Genomic DNA, 14,033 nt, shown 5'->3' with positions numbered 1-14,033 from the left:
ACAAGAGACCCCGCTTCGGCGGGGTCTTTTTTTATCGGCTTTTACGGGGAACTGTGAGGGGAAGGGAATTTGTCTGCTATCGACGATTGAGTAAAAAACCAATATAAATGAATAAATTAAATTTATTGGAGAGTGCCATGTCCGCCTCGCAGCCCGTCCAGGCACAGCTGGAAGCCTACAATGCCCATGATATCGAGGCCTTCCTGGCTTGCTTTTCCGAGCAGTTCAAAGCCTATCGCATGCCGGCAGAACCGCCCTCCACCGTTGGCAAGGAGGCGCTGAGAACCTTTTATGCAGAGCATCGCTTCAACAACCCGCTGCTGAAGGCCGAACTGCTATCGAGGACGGTGCTCGGCAACAAGGTGTTCGATCATGAGCGGATCCACGGTCTTTCTCCGGATCCCATCGAGAGCGTGGCGGTGTTCGAGGTGGAAAATGGCCTCATCCAGACTGCCTGGTTCTTCTTCCCCTCCTGACACACCCGTCCTACGCTGCCGCACGGGCCTGCCGGCGACAAAGCTGGTATAAGAGAAAGTTCCCCGCGGGCGCCTGTGCCTGCCCGCGTCTGGACGACAACAACAAGGAGTACATCATGCTTGGACGCATCACCAACCTCTTCCCGCTCTGGGCCTTGCTCTTTTCCTTGCTGGCCTACTGGCAGCCGGGCCTGTTCACCGATCTCAAGGCGCAGATAGTGCCGCTGCTGACCATCATCATGCTGGCCATGGGGCTGACCCTCAAACCCCGGAACTTCCTCGATGTGGTGCGCAACAAGAAGGCCATCGGACTCGGGCTGGTGCTGCAATTCAGCGTAATGCCACTGGCTGCCCTGCTGATCAGTCTGCTGCTGGGTTTCGATGCCGAGCTGACGGTGGGCATGGTGCTGGTGGGCAGCGTGGCTGGCGGCACCTCTTCCAATGTGATGTGTTACCTCGCCAAGGGGGATGTGGCCCTCTCGATCACTATGACGGCGCTCTCCACGCTGCTGGGCGTCATCATCACGCCTTTGCTGGTGCAACTGCTGGCCGGCAAAAGTGTCGACGTGCCGGTGCTGGACATGCTGCTGAGCCTGGTCAAGATAGTGCTGATCCCCGTGGTACTCGGGGTGGTCGCCAATGTCTTCCTGCACTCCCTGACCGCGCGCATCGAGCCAGTACTCCCCCTGGTCTCCATGGCGGCCATCGTGTTGATCATCGCCACCGTCGTGGCGCTCAATGCGGGCCAGTTCGCCAGCATAGGCCCCATAGTGGCGCTGGCGGTGATCCTGCATAACGGTATCGGCATCACGGCGGGCTACTGGGTCAGCCGGCTGCTCGGCTTTGATGAGCGTATCTGCCGTACCGTCGCCTTCGAGGTGGGGCTGCAGAACTCGGGGCTGGCCACTGCGCTCGCCATGAAGTTCTTCACGCCGGCTTCAGCCATGGCGGGAACCCTGTTTTCGGTCTGGCACAACCTCTCCGGTTCTCTGCTCGCCGGTTTCTGGGCCAGACGGCCACTGAACCAGACCAGCACGATAACGGGAGAGGCGGCAAGAGAGGGTTAATCGAAACAGGTTTTCGATGGTAGGCCCCTGCTCGCGGGGGCCTGCCGGTTTTACGGCGTGGTTACAGGGTGAGCACCATGCAGATCTCGCAAGCATCGTGGCCGGTGCAACCGAGCGGGCCTGACAGGTGTTCAAAACCCAGTGACTCGTAGAGGCTGGTGGCTTCCCGCAGTACCTCTGTGGTCTCAAGGTAACAGCGCCGGTAGCCGAGGGTTCGTGCCTCCTCCAACGCCTGCAGCACCAGCCGTCGCCCCAGTCCCAGCCCGCGCAGGGCGGGCATGAAGTACATCTTCTGCAGCTCGCAGGTCTCCTCTTCTCCCGCCAGCCCGGCTATGCCGCCGCCACCCAGAATGGCGCCGTCGGGCCCTTCAATCACCCAGTAGCGGCAGCCCTTGCCCTGATAAGTCTCATGGAGCTGATCCAGGTTCGGGTCGGCGACTCCATAGCCCTTGTCGGCGGTGAGGCCGTATTCGGCGGAGACGGCGCGGATCACCGCAGCGATATGGGGATTGTCGAACGCCCGGATGGGACGAATGTGGTAGCCCTGCTGGCGGCGGGCACGGGAGAGGGCGCTGCGATAGAGGCGCAGGCCTTCCCACAGCCGCTCGCGTTCTTCCTGAGTCAACTGGGCCAGGGTCTCTTCCATGGCGCAGTCCATCTCCCTATGCAGCGCCAGTAGCTGGCTTTGACCGGTGATGGTGAGGCGAGCCTCCTTGCTGCGGCCATCGGAGGGATGGGGATGCCAGCTGATGAGGTCCCGTTCGGCGAGGCGCGCCAGCGGACGGCTGGCGTTGGACTTGTCGATGCGCAGTTTCTCTGCCAACTGCTGGTTGGTGGCGGGGCCGCTCTCCAGTTCGATCAGCAGGTGGGCTTCGATGGGGGTGAGGGCCAGCTCGCCGCATTGCTGGGAGAGCATGCCGAGTTCGCGAACCAGCTCGCGAGAGAGGGCGCGCAGGGGGCGGGGATCCATATCAGGGTTTCCTTTTTGTTGTGCACAACAACCAATTTAGCGATTTGGTTGTTGTGCGCAACTTTATTTTTCATTTCCCTGAAAATGGTTCAGGCTGCCGCCCGGCTTCTCAGCTCCGGGCGGCGGGCGAAGCAGTGAGCCAGCAGCAGCATGGTGACCACGCCGATCGTGCCCAGTACCAGCCAGGGGAGGGCGGGTTGCCCCTGCTGCAGGGCATAGTCATAGAGGGAGCCTCCCCCCACGTAGCCTGTCATGCCCCCCAAGGCGAGTCCGAGTCGGCTGAAACCCATGTAGCTACCGCGTGCGTTGGGGTTGGCCAGCCGGGTCATCAGGGTCTCCCGCGCCGGCTCGCAGATGATTATCCCCAGATAGAAGCAGGCCAGCAGCACGAAGAGCCCCGACAGGGTGTTGACGAAGGCGACCAGCCCTATCCCTATTGTCATCAGCAGGATGCCGGCCATCAGGCGATTTTCCAGCTTGTAGCGCCGCTCGCTAAAACGGGCGATGGGGTAGAGCAGTGCCAGCGACAGGGCGGTCTCCAGGCTGTACATCCAGCCAACCGCCGTGGTGCTGCCGGAGAGCTGCTTGACCAGGATGGGGAAGATCAGCATCACTTGTACCCACAGCATGTAGTAGCCGCTCAGGATCAGCACCAGCCGGCAGAAGGCGCGATCTGCCAGTACCTGCCCCAGTCCTTGCCGCATCGGGGTCGGCTTGAGGGAGAGGCGGTAAGGGGGCAACAGCAGCCAGTTGCACAGGGCCGCCAGGGTGAACAGGCCGGCGCCCAGCAGGCAGACATAGGTGAAGTCAAAGCGCAGCAACCAGCTGCCGAGCAGGGCCCCGGTCACGGCGCCGGCGCTCTCCAACATCATCAACAGGGAGATGAAGCGGCCCCGCTCACCGGGGCGGGTGAACTTGATCACCAGGGCGGCCCGCGGTGGATCGAACAGGCAGCCACCGAGACCGGAGAGGAAGCAGGAGAAGATCAGCATGGCGCCGCTCTCGGCCCAGGCCAGGGTGGCGAAGCCGACGGCGCGCAGCAGCATGCCGGTGACGATGAGAGGACGGGCACCGAAGCGATCGGCCAGGGAGCCGCCGAAAATCCCCAGCCCCTGCTGGGTCAGCTGACGCAGCCCCAGGGCCAGCCCCACCAACCCCGCCGCCCAGCCGAGCTGATCCACGAAGCGCAGGCTGATCATCGGCATCACCACAAAGAAACCCAGGATAACCAGCGTCGTATCCAGCGCCAGAAACCAGCGCCCCCAATGCCTTGCCCGCTCGACCATAATGCCCTCTCTATTGATTGATGACTCCATTCTGGAGGGGCATCAGATATAGTGGTAGACGACAACTACCTATATTTCATATCAGGATTTTTTATGTCTATGGATCTGGACGATTTGCAGCTGCTGCTGGATGTGGCGGAGCTCGGCAGTTTCAGTCAGGCGGCGGCGATCCGCGGTTGGTCGCAACCTCTGGTGAGCCAGCGAATTGCCCATCTGGAACTGACTCTGGGGGCACCGCTGTTCCAGCGTCATCGCCGCGGTGTGACCCCGACTCGCGCCTGTGAGGAGTTCCTGCCAGCGGCTCGTTCGGCCCTGACAACCCTGAGCGAAGGGCGGCTGGCGCTGCAGGGGGCACCGGCGCTGCCCTGCATCCGTCTCTCCAGCCTGCCTTCCCTGACCTCGGTGGTGTTTGGCTCGCTCCTGATGGAGCTGGTGGACGAGGCGTTCGAGATCCGCTGCACCACGGATCACTCAGGCGTCATCATGCAGGAGCTGCTGACCGGGGTGACCGACATCGGCTTCGTGCTCAAGTGCCCGCCCGTGGCGGGACTGCAGATGGAGCTGCTCTGCTGCTCCCCCATCATCGCCATCGCCTCGCCTATGCACCCGCTGGCGGGGTGCCACGGTCTGACTCTGCAGGACATCGCCGATCAGCGGCTTGCCCCCCAGGTGTGGGGGCCCGGTTGTGACGTCTTTATTCAGCAATTGCGGCGGCTGCGCCGTGCCGCCAGCCCCTTGCACGGGGTGCAGCCCGCGAGTGCGGCCCGGGATCTGGCGCTGGAGCACGGCTTTATCACCCTGATGCCAGAGCTGGCCATCGCGCGGGATCTGGAGGTCGGGCGACTGGTCAAACTGGATGTCTGCAATCTGCCCCAAGAGCACTGGGACGTGATGATGGCCTGGCGCGGTGGCAAGCGGCCCAATCCGGCCAAGGAGGCGGTGCTGGCGACAGCCCGTGCCCTTGCCAAACGGTGGCGCGGTGAGAGGTGAGCGACCCCTGCAAAAGGGTTGGCACCTCTGGAAGCAATTGGCTACATTGGTGCTGTTTTGTCATTTGATGACTGATTTCAAAGGAGAATCCCATGTTCTCATGGCAGTTGGACGATGAGCTTGCGCTGCTCTTTTTGCAGCCCGACATGGCGAGCGAGCTGTTTGCCCTCTGCCGTGACAACCGGGAATACCTCTCCCAGTGGTTGCCCTGGCCGCCCCTGATCCTGCGCCCTGCCGACAGTGCCACCTTCATTCGCCACGCCATCGAGAAGTTTGCCCGCGGCGAGGGGCTGACTACCGCCATCGAGTATCAGGGGGAGGTAGTCGGGGTGATCGGCTACAACCAGATAGACGCGGATCTTGGCAAGGTGGTCATCGGCTACTGGCTGGCGGAGCGCTGGCAGGGCAACGGCATCATCACCCGGGCCTGTCAGGCCCTTATCCATCATGCCTTCGAGGAGATGGGTATGGAGAAGGTGGAGATCAGCGCCGCTACTGACAACGAGCCAAGCCGGGCCGTCTGCGAGCGGCTAGGGATGCAGCAGGAGGGGATCACCCGGCGCGCCGAACGGCTGGCCGACCGGGTGGTGGATCACGTCCACTACAGTTTGCTGCGCGATGAGTGGCTGAGGCTGAGGGAATCCTGATGGTGCTGCCACATCTCAAGACGGCCCGAGCCCACCTGACGGTGCTGTCGCCGGATCAGGCCCCCATGATTCTCGACTTCTACCGGCGCAATCGCGCCCACCTCACCCCCTGGGAGCCACTGCGGGATGAGCGCTTTTATACCCTCCCTTACTGGCACGCCAGGTTGCAGGAGAGTTATGGCCAGTTCTTCCATGGCACCGGCGTCAATCTGGCGGCCCTGGATCCGGCGGGGGAGCGGGTGATCGCCACCTGCAACTTCAGCAATATATTGATGGGGATATTCAAGGCGTGCCACCTGGGTTATGCCGTCGATCAGCAGCACCAGGGGCAGGGGCTGATGCAGGAGGTGTTGCCCGTCGCCATCGATTACCTGTTTCGCGAACATGGCCTGCACCGCATCATGGCCTGCTACATGCCGGCCAATCATCGCAGCGGCGCCCTGCTGGAGCGGCTCGGCTTCGAGCGGGAGGGGTATGCCAGGGAGTATCTGATGATCAATGGCCGCTGGGAGGATCATATCCTCACCTCATTGATCAATCCGGCGCCGTAAACGGCCCATAAAAAAACGGGCCCGAAGTTTCCTTCGGGCCCGTCTTCGAATGAGGTGCTGGCTTAGTTGGCCTTGGCATCGCTCACGGCAGCTTCAACCTTGGTGGCTACGTCGTCAGCAGCTTTCTCAACGGTTGCAGTCGCTTCGGAAGCGGCTTTTTCAACGGTAGAAGTGGCTTCGCTGGCCGCTTGTTCTACGGTTGCTGCGACTTCGGCGGCCGGAGTGGCAGCAGGTGCGGCAGCCTTCTCTTCTTTCTGACCGCAAGCGGTCAACATCAAACCCAGGATACCGGCTACCAGTACTTTATTCATGTGTATACCCTCAACAAAAGATGGAGAGATGGTTGTGACAACCATCAAAGTGCGTCCTTTCACCCGGTTTTCCAATCATTGGCCGGGAGCCAAGAGGCGGACGCAATATAGCCCCAACGGTTGCAGATGAAAACGGATATCACAATGACATTTTTTCGTACCATAGATAAAAAGAACTGCTCATTTAGCTAAATTCAACTAAAAATGTCCAAAAAATGGTGATGTAGCACAATTAATCACCATTTTATCTTGCCTGCTTGGTATCTAAACGGTTTTAAGGTTTTGTTTGAATCTTTGTTGTCGGCGTGGTCAGTCAGACAGCTTCTGACAAGCAAGGCGTTTTCCCGAGCTATGGCTCTCGCGTGCCAGATCCAGCAGCGCCATGACCGTCAGGGCCTCTCCGGCGGGCACCGGATTTGCCCCTTCGCCCAGGATGGCGGCGCAGACTCCGCGGTAGTAGGCACCGTAGTCGCCGGCCTCACCTGCGACCAGCTCCTGTTGCAGTTGGCCATCCCGGATCCGGCTGAGCCGGCCTGGCTCGCTGTCCACGCCCCAGTCGGCCGCCAGAGGGCGCTTGCCGAGCTTGAGCTGCTCTTCCTGCACATCCATGCCGAACTTGATAAACGAGCCCGCACTGCCGTGAATGATGAAGCGGGGCATGGTGGCCGACACCAGGCAGCAGCCGTGCAGCACCACCCGCATCTCGCCGTAACCCAGCACCACGTGGAAGTAGTCATCACTCAGGGAGCCCGGGCGTTGCCCGGCCAGATCGGCCTGCAGCCAGTCGGGCAGACCGAACAGCTGCAGCGCCTGATCCAGCACATGGGGGCCGAGATCGAACCAGAGCCCGGAACCCGGACCGCCCGCCTCGCGCCAGCGCTGGCGCACCTCGGGGCGATAGCGATCGAAGTGCGATTCAAACTGGGCGATCTGCCCCAGGGTCCCCTCTGCCAGCAGGCGGCGCACCGTGAGGAAATCCCCGTCCCAGCGCCGGTTGTGGAAGATGCTGAGTAGCCGCTGCTGTTTTTCCGCCAGTTCTGCCAGCGCCTTGGCCTCGGCCAGATCCAGGGCGAACGGTTTGTCGATCACCACGTGCTTGCCGGCCAGCAATGCCTGGCGGGCGAGGGGAGCATGGGTATCGTTGGGGGTGGCGATCACCACCAGATCAACCGTGTTGTCGCTCAGCACCTCCTCCAGCGAACCGACCCGGCAATCGGGCAGATCGGCCCGTACCTTGGCGGCATCGCGGCTTACCACCCAACTGAGGCGAAGGCCCGGAGTGGTGCCGAGAAAGGGGGCGTGAAAGGTCTTGCCTGCAAAGCCATAGCCCACCAGGGCGGCGTTGAGAGTCTGGCTCATGGGTGTTTCTCCGCTGACATGAGTCGGGGTCGGGCGCCTGTGCCGGCGGGCGACGGGTCACAAAAAGAGGAGGGGGCCAGCGGCCCCCGGATGTGCTCATCAGAGCACAGGATTTATTGCAAACACAAGCGCCGCCCCTGGCGGGTCATCAACACCACCAGTGGTGGCAACAGCAGCCACATGTGCAGGGCCAGCTGATCCAGGGGATCCTGCATCAGGGCGCCGGTGAGGCCGACCAGGGCGCCAGCCCCGCTCATCTGGAACAAGCCGAGCAGAGCGGCGGCGGTACCGGCGCACTGGCCGAAGGGGGCCAGCGCCATGCCGGCGGCCGAGCCCAGGATCATGGCAAAGGCGATGCTGGAGAGGAACACGGGACCCATCATGCCCAGCGGATGATCAAGATGCATGGTCAGGGTCAGGGTGATGGCTGCCACCAGCAGGGCCAGCAGGCCGATGCGCAGGGTGCGTCTCGGTCCCATTTTGGCAACGCAGCGGGGGGCCAGGAAACAGGCAAGGATGTTCACCGCCGCGTTGGCGGTAAACCAGTAGCTGAAGCCGTTCATGTCCAGCCCCAGCTTCACCATCAGCTGCACCGGTGCGGCGGTGACATAGGCGAGGATCACCGCCATCGCCAGCATGCATTGCGCCGCGTTGAACAGGAAGGTAGGGGATCGCAGCACAGGGCTGTAGCGATCCCAGCTGATGAGAGCTCCCTCGCTGCGGGTATCCTCCGGGCGGGTCTCCGGCATGCGCCATAGCAACCAGCCGCCGACCAGCAACGCATATCCGGCCATGAACCAGAAGTTGGCAGACCAGCCCGCCTTGGCGGTGAGCCAGCCACCAAACAGGGGGGCCAGCGCCGGAATGAAGCAGATGGCGCCATTGAGGTAGGAGATCATCTGGCCGCTCTTTTTCGGGCCATAGCTGTCACGCACTACCGAGAAGGCCGCGACCGAGGTGGCACAGGCGCCAAAGCCTTGCAGCACCCGAGCCAGCATCAGCTCCCCGAGGCTGGCGGCGAAGCCGGCGCCCAGTGCGCTCAGGCCGTAGAGCAGTACCCCGCCCAGGGCGATGGGCTTGCGGCCGTAGCGATCGGCCAGCGGTCCCACCAGCAGCTGGCCCAGACCCATGCTGAACAGGAACCAGGTGATGGTGCCCTGCATCAGGGTCACTTCTGCGCCCAGCTTTTCCGCCATCTGCGGAATGGCGGGCAGGTAGATGTCGATGGCCAGCGGGCCGAACAGTACCAGAAGTACGAGCAGAAGGATCAAGGGCATCAGCCACCTCATGAAGACAGGAGAAATCGGTTGGTGCGCGAGTCTACTGAGTCACAGTAATGAATAGAAATGGTATTTAATCACTTCGGTTATTCCTGTACGGAAACATGTATTTTTCCGGTAGCAAACAGGGCCATGTGACGGGCCTTGGATGGGGCGGGATTAGTGACAATTGGCGCTTTTACTAAACGGCTGCGACGCATAGAATGCGCAGATTATTTTTGCGGAGGTGTGCGATGAACAAGCTTGTCCTGGCAACAGGGAATCAGAAAAAGGTGAAGGAATTGGCCGCCATGCTGGCCGATATGAAGATCCAGGTGATCCCGCAGAGCGAGTTTGAAGTGGCCGATGCCGATGAGACCGGCACCACCTTCGTCGAAAACGCCATCATCAAGGCCCGCCACGCCGCCCGCATCACCGGACTGCCCGCCGTGGCCGATGACTCCGGCCTCGAAGTGGATCTGCTGCACGGCCGCCCCGGTGTCTACTCCGCCCGTTTCGCCGGTGACAACGCCAGCGACAAGGAGAACATCGACAAGCTGCTGGGTGAGCTCAAGGGGGCGCCTGACTATCTCAAGAGCGCCCGCTTCTGGTGTGTGCTGGTCTATATGCGCCACGCCGACGATCCCACTCCCATCATCTGCCAGGCGAGCTGGGAGGGGATGATCATCGACGAGCCGCGTGGTCAGCACGGCTTTGGTTATGACCCCGTCTTCTTCGTACCGGATCACGACTGCACCGCCGCCCAGATGCCAGGCGATCTGAAGAACCAGCTCAGCCATCGTGGCCAGGCGCTGGCCAAGCTGAAAGAGGCCCTGGCCGCGGCACACTGAGCCCGGGCACGGCGCCGGGATACTCCGGCAAGCATTTCATCTACAATGGGGGCCGTCAGCCCCCGTTTTTATTTTTGATTAGTGGAATCCCCATGCTGCAACTGCCGCCTCTCTCCCTCTATATCCATGTGCCCTGGTGCGTCCAGAAGTGCCCCTATTGCGACTTCAACTCCCACGCCCAGAAGGGAGAGCTGCCTCACCTCGAGTACGTGGCCGCCCTGCTGGAGGATCTGGAGCAGGATCTGAAGTGGGCCCAGGGGCGCCCCCTCTCCTCCATCTTTATCGGCGGCGGGACTCCCAGCCTGCTGACGGTGGCGGCGATGCAGGCGCTGCTGGACGGGGTGCGGGCCCGCATCCCGTTGACGGCGGACTGCGAGATCACCATGGAGGCCAACCCGGGCACGGTGGAGGCGGACAAGTTCGCCGGTTTCCAACGGGCCGGCATCAACCGCATCTCCATCGGGGTGCAGAGCTTCCAGCAGGAGAAACTGACCCGGCTCGGGCGCATTCACGGCCCCGAGGAGGCGCGCAAGGCCGCTGCATTGGCCCACGCCATCAAGCTTCCCACCTTTAACCTGGATCTGATGCACGGCCTGCCGGATCAGAGCCTGGACGATGCTCTCTACGATCTGCAGCAGGCCATCGATTGTGCGCCGCCGCACCTCTCCTGGTATCAGCTCACCATAGAGCCGAACACGGCGTTCGCCTCCAAGCCACCCCGATTGCCGGAAGATGACACCTTGTGGGACATCTACGAGCAGGGCCACGCCATGCTCACCGCCAGGGGCTATCAGCAGTACGAGATCTCGGCCTACGCCAAAGAGGGTTATCAGTGTCGCCACAACCTCAACTACTGGCGCTTTGGTGACTACCTGGGGATTGGCTGCGGCGCTCACGGCAAGGTGACGGATCTCGCCAGTGGCCAGATCCTGCGCACCGCCAAGGTGAAGCACCCGAAAGGCTATCTGGATCTCGCTCGCCCCTATCTGGACGAGCAGTGGCAGGTCACCGGGGACGATCTGCCGCTCGAGTACTTTATGAACCGGTTCCGTTTGTTTGAACCGGCTCCCAAGGCGGAGTTCGAAGCCTATACCGGTCTGCCGCTGGAGCGGGTGGAGACGGTACTGGACATCGCCCGGAGCAAGGAGCTTATCGAGGATCTGGGGGAGAGCTGGCAGCTCACCGCCCTCGGCCATCGCTATCTGAATGTGCTGCTGGAACTCTTTATGGATGAGTAAGCCCAGGATGGCGAGCTGGCCATGAGGCAATAAGCGCCTGCGGCTCAGCCTCTCTCATCAAAGCAATCAGGGCGCCATCGGCGCCCTGATTGTTTATGGTCGATAGAAACCCGGTCAGCAGCAGACGTGCACCATCTGCTGTTGGCCGGGCTCCCACCGCCTGGCGTGCTTGGCCTTGCGCTGATAGCTGCCCTTGCCCTTCCTGTTTTGCTCGACCCGACTGCGAAACAGCGGATCCGTGAGCAGGGCCTGCAGGTGGTTCTCTTTTATCTCGCCACGCCGATGGGCGTAGCCGGTTCCCTGAACTGTTGTTTCCTCAGGGAGGGGGGTCTCCCGGGAGGAGACGGTAGGTTGTGCAACCCTTCTCTTGGCCATGGTGGCTCCTCGTCTCTGGATGGATGATGTGCTGGGCGGTGTATCGTCATGGCGGTGAGCCACTTGGCAACCCCTTGGGGCACACCGTTCAAAAACGCGGCGATTCTGTCACCAAATCGCCGCCGTCGCAATCAGTCGGCAGGCAGGCTTACTCGTGGTGGTGCTCATGATGGGTTGGAGCGCCTGACTCCAGGGTCTCCAGGATGGCGCAGTGCTCCGCCGAACGCGGGCCGCCGCAGCAGATGTCGGAGAGCTCCCTCAGGTTTTCGCGAAAACGGGTCAGCTCCAAGATTTTCTGCTCCACCTGGGCCAGCTTGGCATCGGCCACCGCCTTTACTTCCTGGCAGGTGACCTTGGCCTTGTTGGTGTCGAGGGCCAGCAGCTCGCCGATGTCGGCCAGGGAGAAGCCCACCGACTTGGCGCGGATGATGAACTCCAGTCGCCGCTTGTCCTGCTCGCCGTAGAGGCGATAGCCGGACTCGTTGCGAATGCCCGGCGAGATGAGTCCGTTCTTCTCGTAAAAGCGCAGGGTATCTGCCTTTACCCCGCACGCCTTGGCCAGTTCCCCAATCCGATACATGGCTTGTTCCCCGTTGGATATGCCGCTCAGTAAAAAATCGCCTCCACTATCGCCCCTTTGCCCGTCGATTGCCAGCCAAGGGCGTGAAAGGGACAGATAAAAGTCAGATGAAGGGCATTTTTCCGGTAAAACCCTGAAAGTGAAAACGTTTTGCAAAAATCAGCAGGAAAACGTTTAATGCCGCGCCACACAAGGCTTTGTTGTTTTAAAAAATCCCCCACGCGTCACATTTTTTGTGTAGAATACGCGCCCATAAGAGAGCGTCGCGCCAAGCGGGCATTTCTTAAAACACTTTGGCCAGGGACGGGTCCCTGGATAAGAGTGGTTTGCGAAATCCCCCACTTCCATTTATTAGGGGACTCTCTGTGTTGAGCCTCGCCTCCCATGGAACGGTCCCCGTTATGTTGAGGACGATAGTGTGATGGAACAAGCTCGACCCATTCGCCGTGCATTGCTGAGTGTGTCTGACAAGACTGGCATCGTGGAATTTGCCAAGGCACTCAACGAGCGTGGTGTTGCCCTGCTCTCCACTGGCGGTACCGCCAAACTGCTGAGCGACGCGGGTCTGCCGGTGACCGAGGTCTCTGACTATACGGGGTTCCCCGAGATGATGGATGGCCGGGTCAAGACTCTGCATCCCAAGGTTCATGGCGGCATTCTTGGCCGTCGGGATCAGGATGATGCCATCATGGCCCAGCATGCTATCTCCCCCATCGACATGGTTGTCGTCAACCTCTACCCCTTCGCGGCGACCGTCGCCAAGCCTGGCTGTACCTTGGAAGATGCCGTCGAGAACATCGACATCGGCGGCCCGACCATGGTTCGCTCCGCCGCCAAGAACCACAAGGATGTCGCCATCGTGGTCAAGGCTGCCGACTACGACCGCGTCATCCGCGAGATGGATGGCAACGGCAACAGCCTGACCCTTGCCACCCGCTTCGATCTGGCCATCGCCGCCTTCGAGCACACCGCCGCCTACGACGGCATGATCGCCAACTACTTCGGCAGCATGGTGCCTTCTTACGGCGACAACAAGGAAGGTGACGAGGAGTCCCGCTTCCCGCGCACCTTCAACAGCCAGTTCATCAAGAAGCAGGACATGCGCTACGGCGAGAACGGCCACCAGGCTGCCGCTTTTTATGCCGAAGAGCATGCGGCGCCGGGTTCTGTCTCCAGCGCAGCCCAGCTGCAAGGCAAGGCCCTCTCCTACAACAACATCGCCGACACCGATGCAGCGCTGGAGTGTGTGAAAGAGTTCAGCGAGCCGGCCTGCGTCATCGTCAAGCACGCCAACCCGTGCGGTGTGGCCATCGGCGACGACCTGCTGGCCGCCTATGAGCGCGCCTGGCAGACCGATCCCACTTCGGCGTTTGGCGGCATCATCGCTTTCAACCGTGAACTGGATGGCGCTACCGCCAAAGCCATCGTCGATCGCCAGTTTGTCGAGGTGATCATCGCCCCGACCGTGAGCCAGGAGGCGCGCGATGCCGTCGCCGCCAAGCAGAACGTGCGTCTGCTCGAGTGTGGTCAGTGGACCGCACCGGCGGCCGGTTTCGACATGAAGCGGGTCAACGGCGGTCTGCTGGTGCAGGAGCGCGATCTCGGCATGGTGACCCTGGGTGATCTGACCGTGGTCAGCAAGCGCCAGCCGACCGAGGCGGAACTCAAGGATCTGCTGTTCTGCTGGAAGGTGGCCAAGTTCGTCAAATCCAACGCCATCGTCTACGCCAAAGATGGCCAGACCATCGGCGTCGGCGCCGGCCAGATGAGCCGCGTCTACTCTGCCAAGATCGCCGGCATCAAGGCGGCGGATGAAGGGCTGACCGTGGCGGGCTCCGTCATGGCCTCCGATGCCTTCTTCCCGTTCCGCGACGGTATCGATGCGGCGGCCCAGGCCGGTATCTCCTGCGTCATCCAGCCGGGTGGCTCGATGCGTGACCAGGAGGTGATCGACGCCGCCGATGAACACGGCATGTGCATGGTGTTCACCAACATGCGTCATTTCCGTCATTGATGGGTCAGGGCCGCCTCAGGCGGCCCTTTTGTTGTCTCTTTTCAACTGACTATTTTCAC

15 protein-coding genes are annotated in these 14,033 nt (G+C 61.6%); 8 read left to right on the top strand and 7 right to left on the bottom strand.

Translation table 11 applies throughout. The features are described 5' to 3' along the window. Positions 1-137 precede the first annotated feature (137 nt). Together ACB034_RS10555 and ACB034_RS10550 are read left to right on the top strand one after the other, a co-directional pair. Positions 138-476, top strand: coding sequence for a nuclear transport factor 2 family protein (locus tag ACB034_RS10555; protein ID WP_342010552.1), 339 nt, complete (start codon positions 138-140; stop codon positions 474-476). Positions 477-592: 116 nt separating this feature from the next. Then, on the top strand, positions 593-1,543 hold the full coding sequence (locus ACB034_RS10550; RefSeq protein WP_223379088.1) for a bile acid:sodium symporter family protein: 951 nt from the start codon (positions 593-595) through the stop codon (positions 1,541-1,543). A 61-nt stretch (positions 1,544-1,604) separates the two neighbouring features. On the opposite strand, the gene ACB034_RS10545 is transcribed toward ACB034_RS10550, so the two are convergent. Together ACB034_RS10545 and mdtH are read right to left on the bottom strand one after the other, a co-directional pair. Further along, positions 1,605-2,513, bottom strand: coding sequence for a GNAT family N-acetyltransferase (locus ACB034_RS10545; protein ID WP_371172800.1), 909 nt, complete (start codon positions 2,511-2,513; stop codon positions 1,605-1,607). Between the two features lie 89 nt (positions 2,514-2,602). Continuing rightward, positions 2,603-3,799: a multidrug efflux MFS transporter MdtH gene (gene mdtH, locus ACB034_RS10540; protein ID WP_042026994.1), complete on the bottom strand. Its 1,197-nt coding sequence runs from the start codon at positions 3,797-3,799 to the stop codon at positions 2,603-2,605. Positions 3,800-3,892: 93 nt separating this feature from the next. On the opposite strand from mdtH, the gene ACB034_RS10535 reads away from it, so the two are divergent. The 3 genes from ACB034_RS10535 (at position 3,893) to rimJ (ending at position 5,987) form a co-directional block, all read left to right on the top strand. Further along, positions 3,893-4,789: a LysR family transcriptional regulator gene (locus tag ACB034_RS10535; RefSeq protein WP_042026993.1), complete on the top strand. Its 897-nt coding sequence runs from the start codon at positions 3,893-3,895 to the stop codon at positions 4,787-4,789. A gap of 92 nt (positions 4,790-4,881) precedes the next feature. Next, the gene (locus ACB034_RS10530; RefSeq protein ID WP_371172799.1) at positions 4,882-5,436 is read left to right on the top strand and encodes a GNAT family N-acetyltransferase; all 555 of its coding nucleotides are present in this window, start codon (positions 4,882-4,884) and stop codon (positions 5,434-5,436) included. Beyond that, positions 5,436-5,987, top strand: coding sequence for a ribosomal protein S5-alanine N-acetyltransferase (gene rimJ / locus ACB034_RS10525; RefSeq protein ID WP_342010554.1), 552 nt, complete (start codon positions 5,436-5,438; stop codon positions 5,985-5,987). Before ACB034_RS10530 ends, rimJ begins: the two co-directional genes overlap by 1 nt. Positions 5,988-6,049: 62 nt before the next feature. Here rimJ and ACB034_RS10520 read toward each other — a convergent pair whose 3' ends face one another. The 3 genes from ACB034_RS10520 to ACB034_RS10510 all read right to left on the bottom strand — a co-directional run bounded on the left by ACB034_RS10520 (position 6,050) and on the right by ACB034_RS10510 (position 8,934). Further along, positions 6,050-6,298, bottom strand: coding sequence for a hypothetical protein (locus ACB034_RS10520; protein WP_026457957.1), 249 nt, complete (start codon positions 6,296-6,298; stop codon positions 6,050-6,052). Positions 6,299-6,607: 309 nt separating this feature from the next. Continuing rightward, positions 6,608-7,657, bottom strand: a complete 1,050-nt coding sequence (locus ACB034_RS10515; protein WP_371172798.1) for an oxidoreductase — start codon at positions 7,655-7,657, stop codon at positions 6,608-6,610. 113 nt (positions 7,658-7,770) lie between these two features. Further along, positions 7,771-8,934 carry a multidrug effflux MFS transporter gene (locus ACB034_RS10510; RefSeq protein WP_026458190.1) on the bottom strand — a complete coding sequence of 388 codons (1,164 nt, stop codon included), beginning with the start codon at positions 8,932-8,934 and terminating at the stop codon, positions 7,771-7,773. A gap of 236 nt (positions 8,935-9,170) precedes the next feature. On the opposite strand from ACB034_RS10510, the gene rdgB reads away from it, so the two are divergent. Together rdgB and hemW are read left to right on the top strand one after the other, a co-directional pair. Next, positions 9,171-9,767: an RdgB/HAM1 family non-canonical purine NTP pyrophosphatase gene (gene rdgB / locus ACB034_RS10505; protein WP_342013204.1), complete on the top strand. Its 597-nt coding sequence runs from the start codon at positions 9,171-9,173 to the stop codon at positions 9,765-9,767. Positions 9,768-9,859: 92 nt separating this feature from the next. Next, the gene (gene hemW / locus ACB034_RS10500) at positions 9,860-11,005 is read left to right on the top strand and encodes a radical SAM family heme chaperone HemW (RefSeq protein ID WP_371172797.1); all 1,146 of its coding nucleotides are present in this window, start codon (positions 9,860-9,862) and stop codon (positions 11,003-11,005) included. A 114-nt stretch (positions 11,006-11,119) separates the two neighbouring features. Here hemW and ACB034_RS10495 read toward each other — a convergent pair whose 3' ends face one another. Both ACB034_RS10495 and zntR read right to left on the bottom strand, forming a co-directional pair. Beyond that, complete coding sequence (locus tag ACB034_RS10495; protein ID WP_371172796.1) at positions 11,120-11,380, bottom strand: alternative ribosome-rescue factor A; 261 nt, start codon at positions 11,378-11,380, stop codon at positions 11,120-11,122. Positions 11,381-11,528: 148 nt separating this feature from the next. Continuing rightward, complete coding sequence (gene zntR, locus ACB034_RS10490) at positions 11,529-11,960, bottom strand: Zn(2+)-responsive transcriptional regulator (protein WP_371172795.1); 432 nt, start codon at positions 11,958-11,960, stop codon at positions 11,529-11,531. A 421-nt stretch (positions 11,961-12,381) separates the two neighbouring features. Here zntR and purH point away from each other — a divergent pair, with 421 nt between their 5' ends. Then, positions 12,382-13,974 (top strand): bifunctional phosphoribosylaminoimidazolecarboxamide formyltransferase/IMP cyclohydrolase, encoded by a 1,593-nt coding sequence (gene purH, locus ACB034_RS10485; protein WP_371172794.1) that lies wholly within the window; start codon positions 12,382-12,384, stop codon positions 13,972-13,974. The last annotated feature ends 59 nt before the right edge of the window (positions 13,975-14,033 follow it).

This window comes from Aeromonas sp. S18(2024) (genome assembly GCF_041402525.1).
Lineage (GTDB): Bacteria > Pseudomonadota > Gammaproteobacteria > Enterobacterales > Aeromonadaceae > Aeromonas > Aeromonas enteropelogenes.
This window is presented reverse-complemented; position numbering and strand designations above follow the sequence as displayed.

Bases quoted from the DNA above. Each gene is read 5' to 3' on its own strand.
- ACB034_RS10555 (WP_342010552.1), top strand. From the start codon at position 138: ATGTCCGCCTCGCAGCCCGTCCAGGCACAGCTGGAAGCCTACAATGCC.
- ACB034_RS10550 (WP_223379088.1), top strand. From the start codon at position 593: ATGCTTGGACGCATCACCAACCTCTTCCCGCTCTGGGCCTTGCTCTTT.
- ACB034_RS10545 (WP_371172800.1), bottom strand. From the start codon at position 2,513: ATGGATCCCCGCCCCCTGCGCGCCCTCTCTCGCGAGCTGGTTCGCGAA.
- mdtH (WP_042026994.1), bottom strand. From the start codon at position 3,799: ATGGTCGAGCGGGCAAGGCATTGGGGGCGCTGGTTTCTGGCGCTGGAT.
- ACB034_RS10535 (WP_042026993.1), top strand. From the start codon at position 3,893: ATGTCTATGGATCTGGACGATTTGCAGCTGCTGCTGGATGTGGCGGAG.
- ACB034_RS10530 (WP_371172799.1), top strand. From the start codon at position 4,882: ATGTTCTCATGGCAGTTGGACGATGAGCTTGCGCTGCTCTTTTTGCAG.
- rimJ (WP_342010554.1), top strand. From the start codon at position 5,436: ATGGTGCTGCCACATCTCAAGACGGCCCGAGCCCACCTGACGGTGCTG.
- ACB034_RS10520 (WP_026457957.1), bottom strand. From the start codon at position 6,298: ATGAATAAAGTACTGGTAGCCGGTATCCTGGGTTTGATGTTGACCGCT.
- ACB034_RS10515 (WP_371172798.1), bottom strand. From the start codon at position 7,657: ATGAGCCAGACTCTCAACGCCGCCCTGGTGGGCTATGGCTTTGCAGGC.
- ACB034_RS10510 (WP_026458190.1), bottom strand. From the start codon at position 8,934: ATGCCCTTGATCCTTCTGCTCGTACTTCTGGTACTGTTCGGCCCGCTG.
- rdgB (WP_342013204.1), top strand. From the start codon at position 9,171: ATGAACAAGCTTGTCCTGGCAACAGGGAATCAGAAAAAGGTGAAGGAA.
- hemW (WP_371172797.1), top strand. From the start codon at position 9,860: ATGCTGCAACTGCCGCCTCTCTCCCTCTATATCCATGTGCCCTGGTGC.
- ACB034_RS10495 (WP_371172796.1), bottom strand. From the start codon at position 11,380: ATGGCCAAGAGAAGGGTTGCACAACCTACCGTCTCCTCCCGGGAGACC.
- zntR (WP_371172795.1), bottom strand. From the start codon at position 11,960: ATGTATCGGATTGGGGAACTGGCCAAGGCGTGCGGGGTAAAGGCAGAT.
- purH (WP_371172794.1), top strand. From the start codon at position 12,382: ATGGAACAAGCTCGACCCATTCGCCGTGCATTGCTGAGTGTGTCTGAC.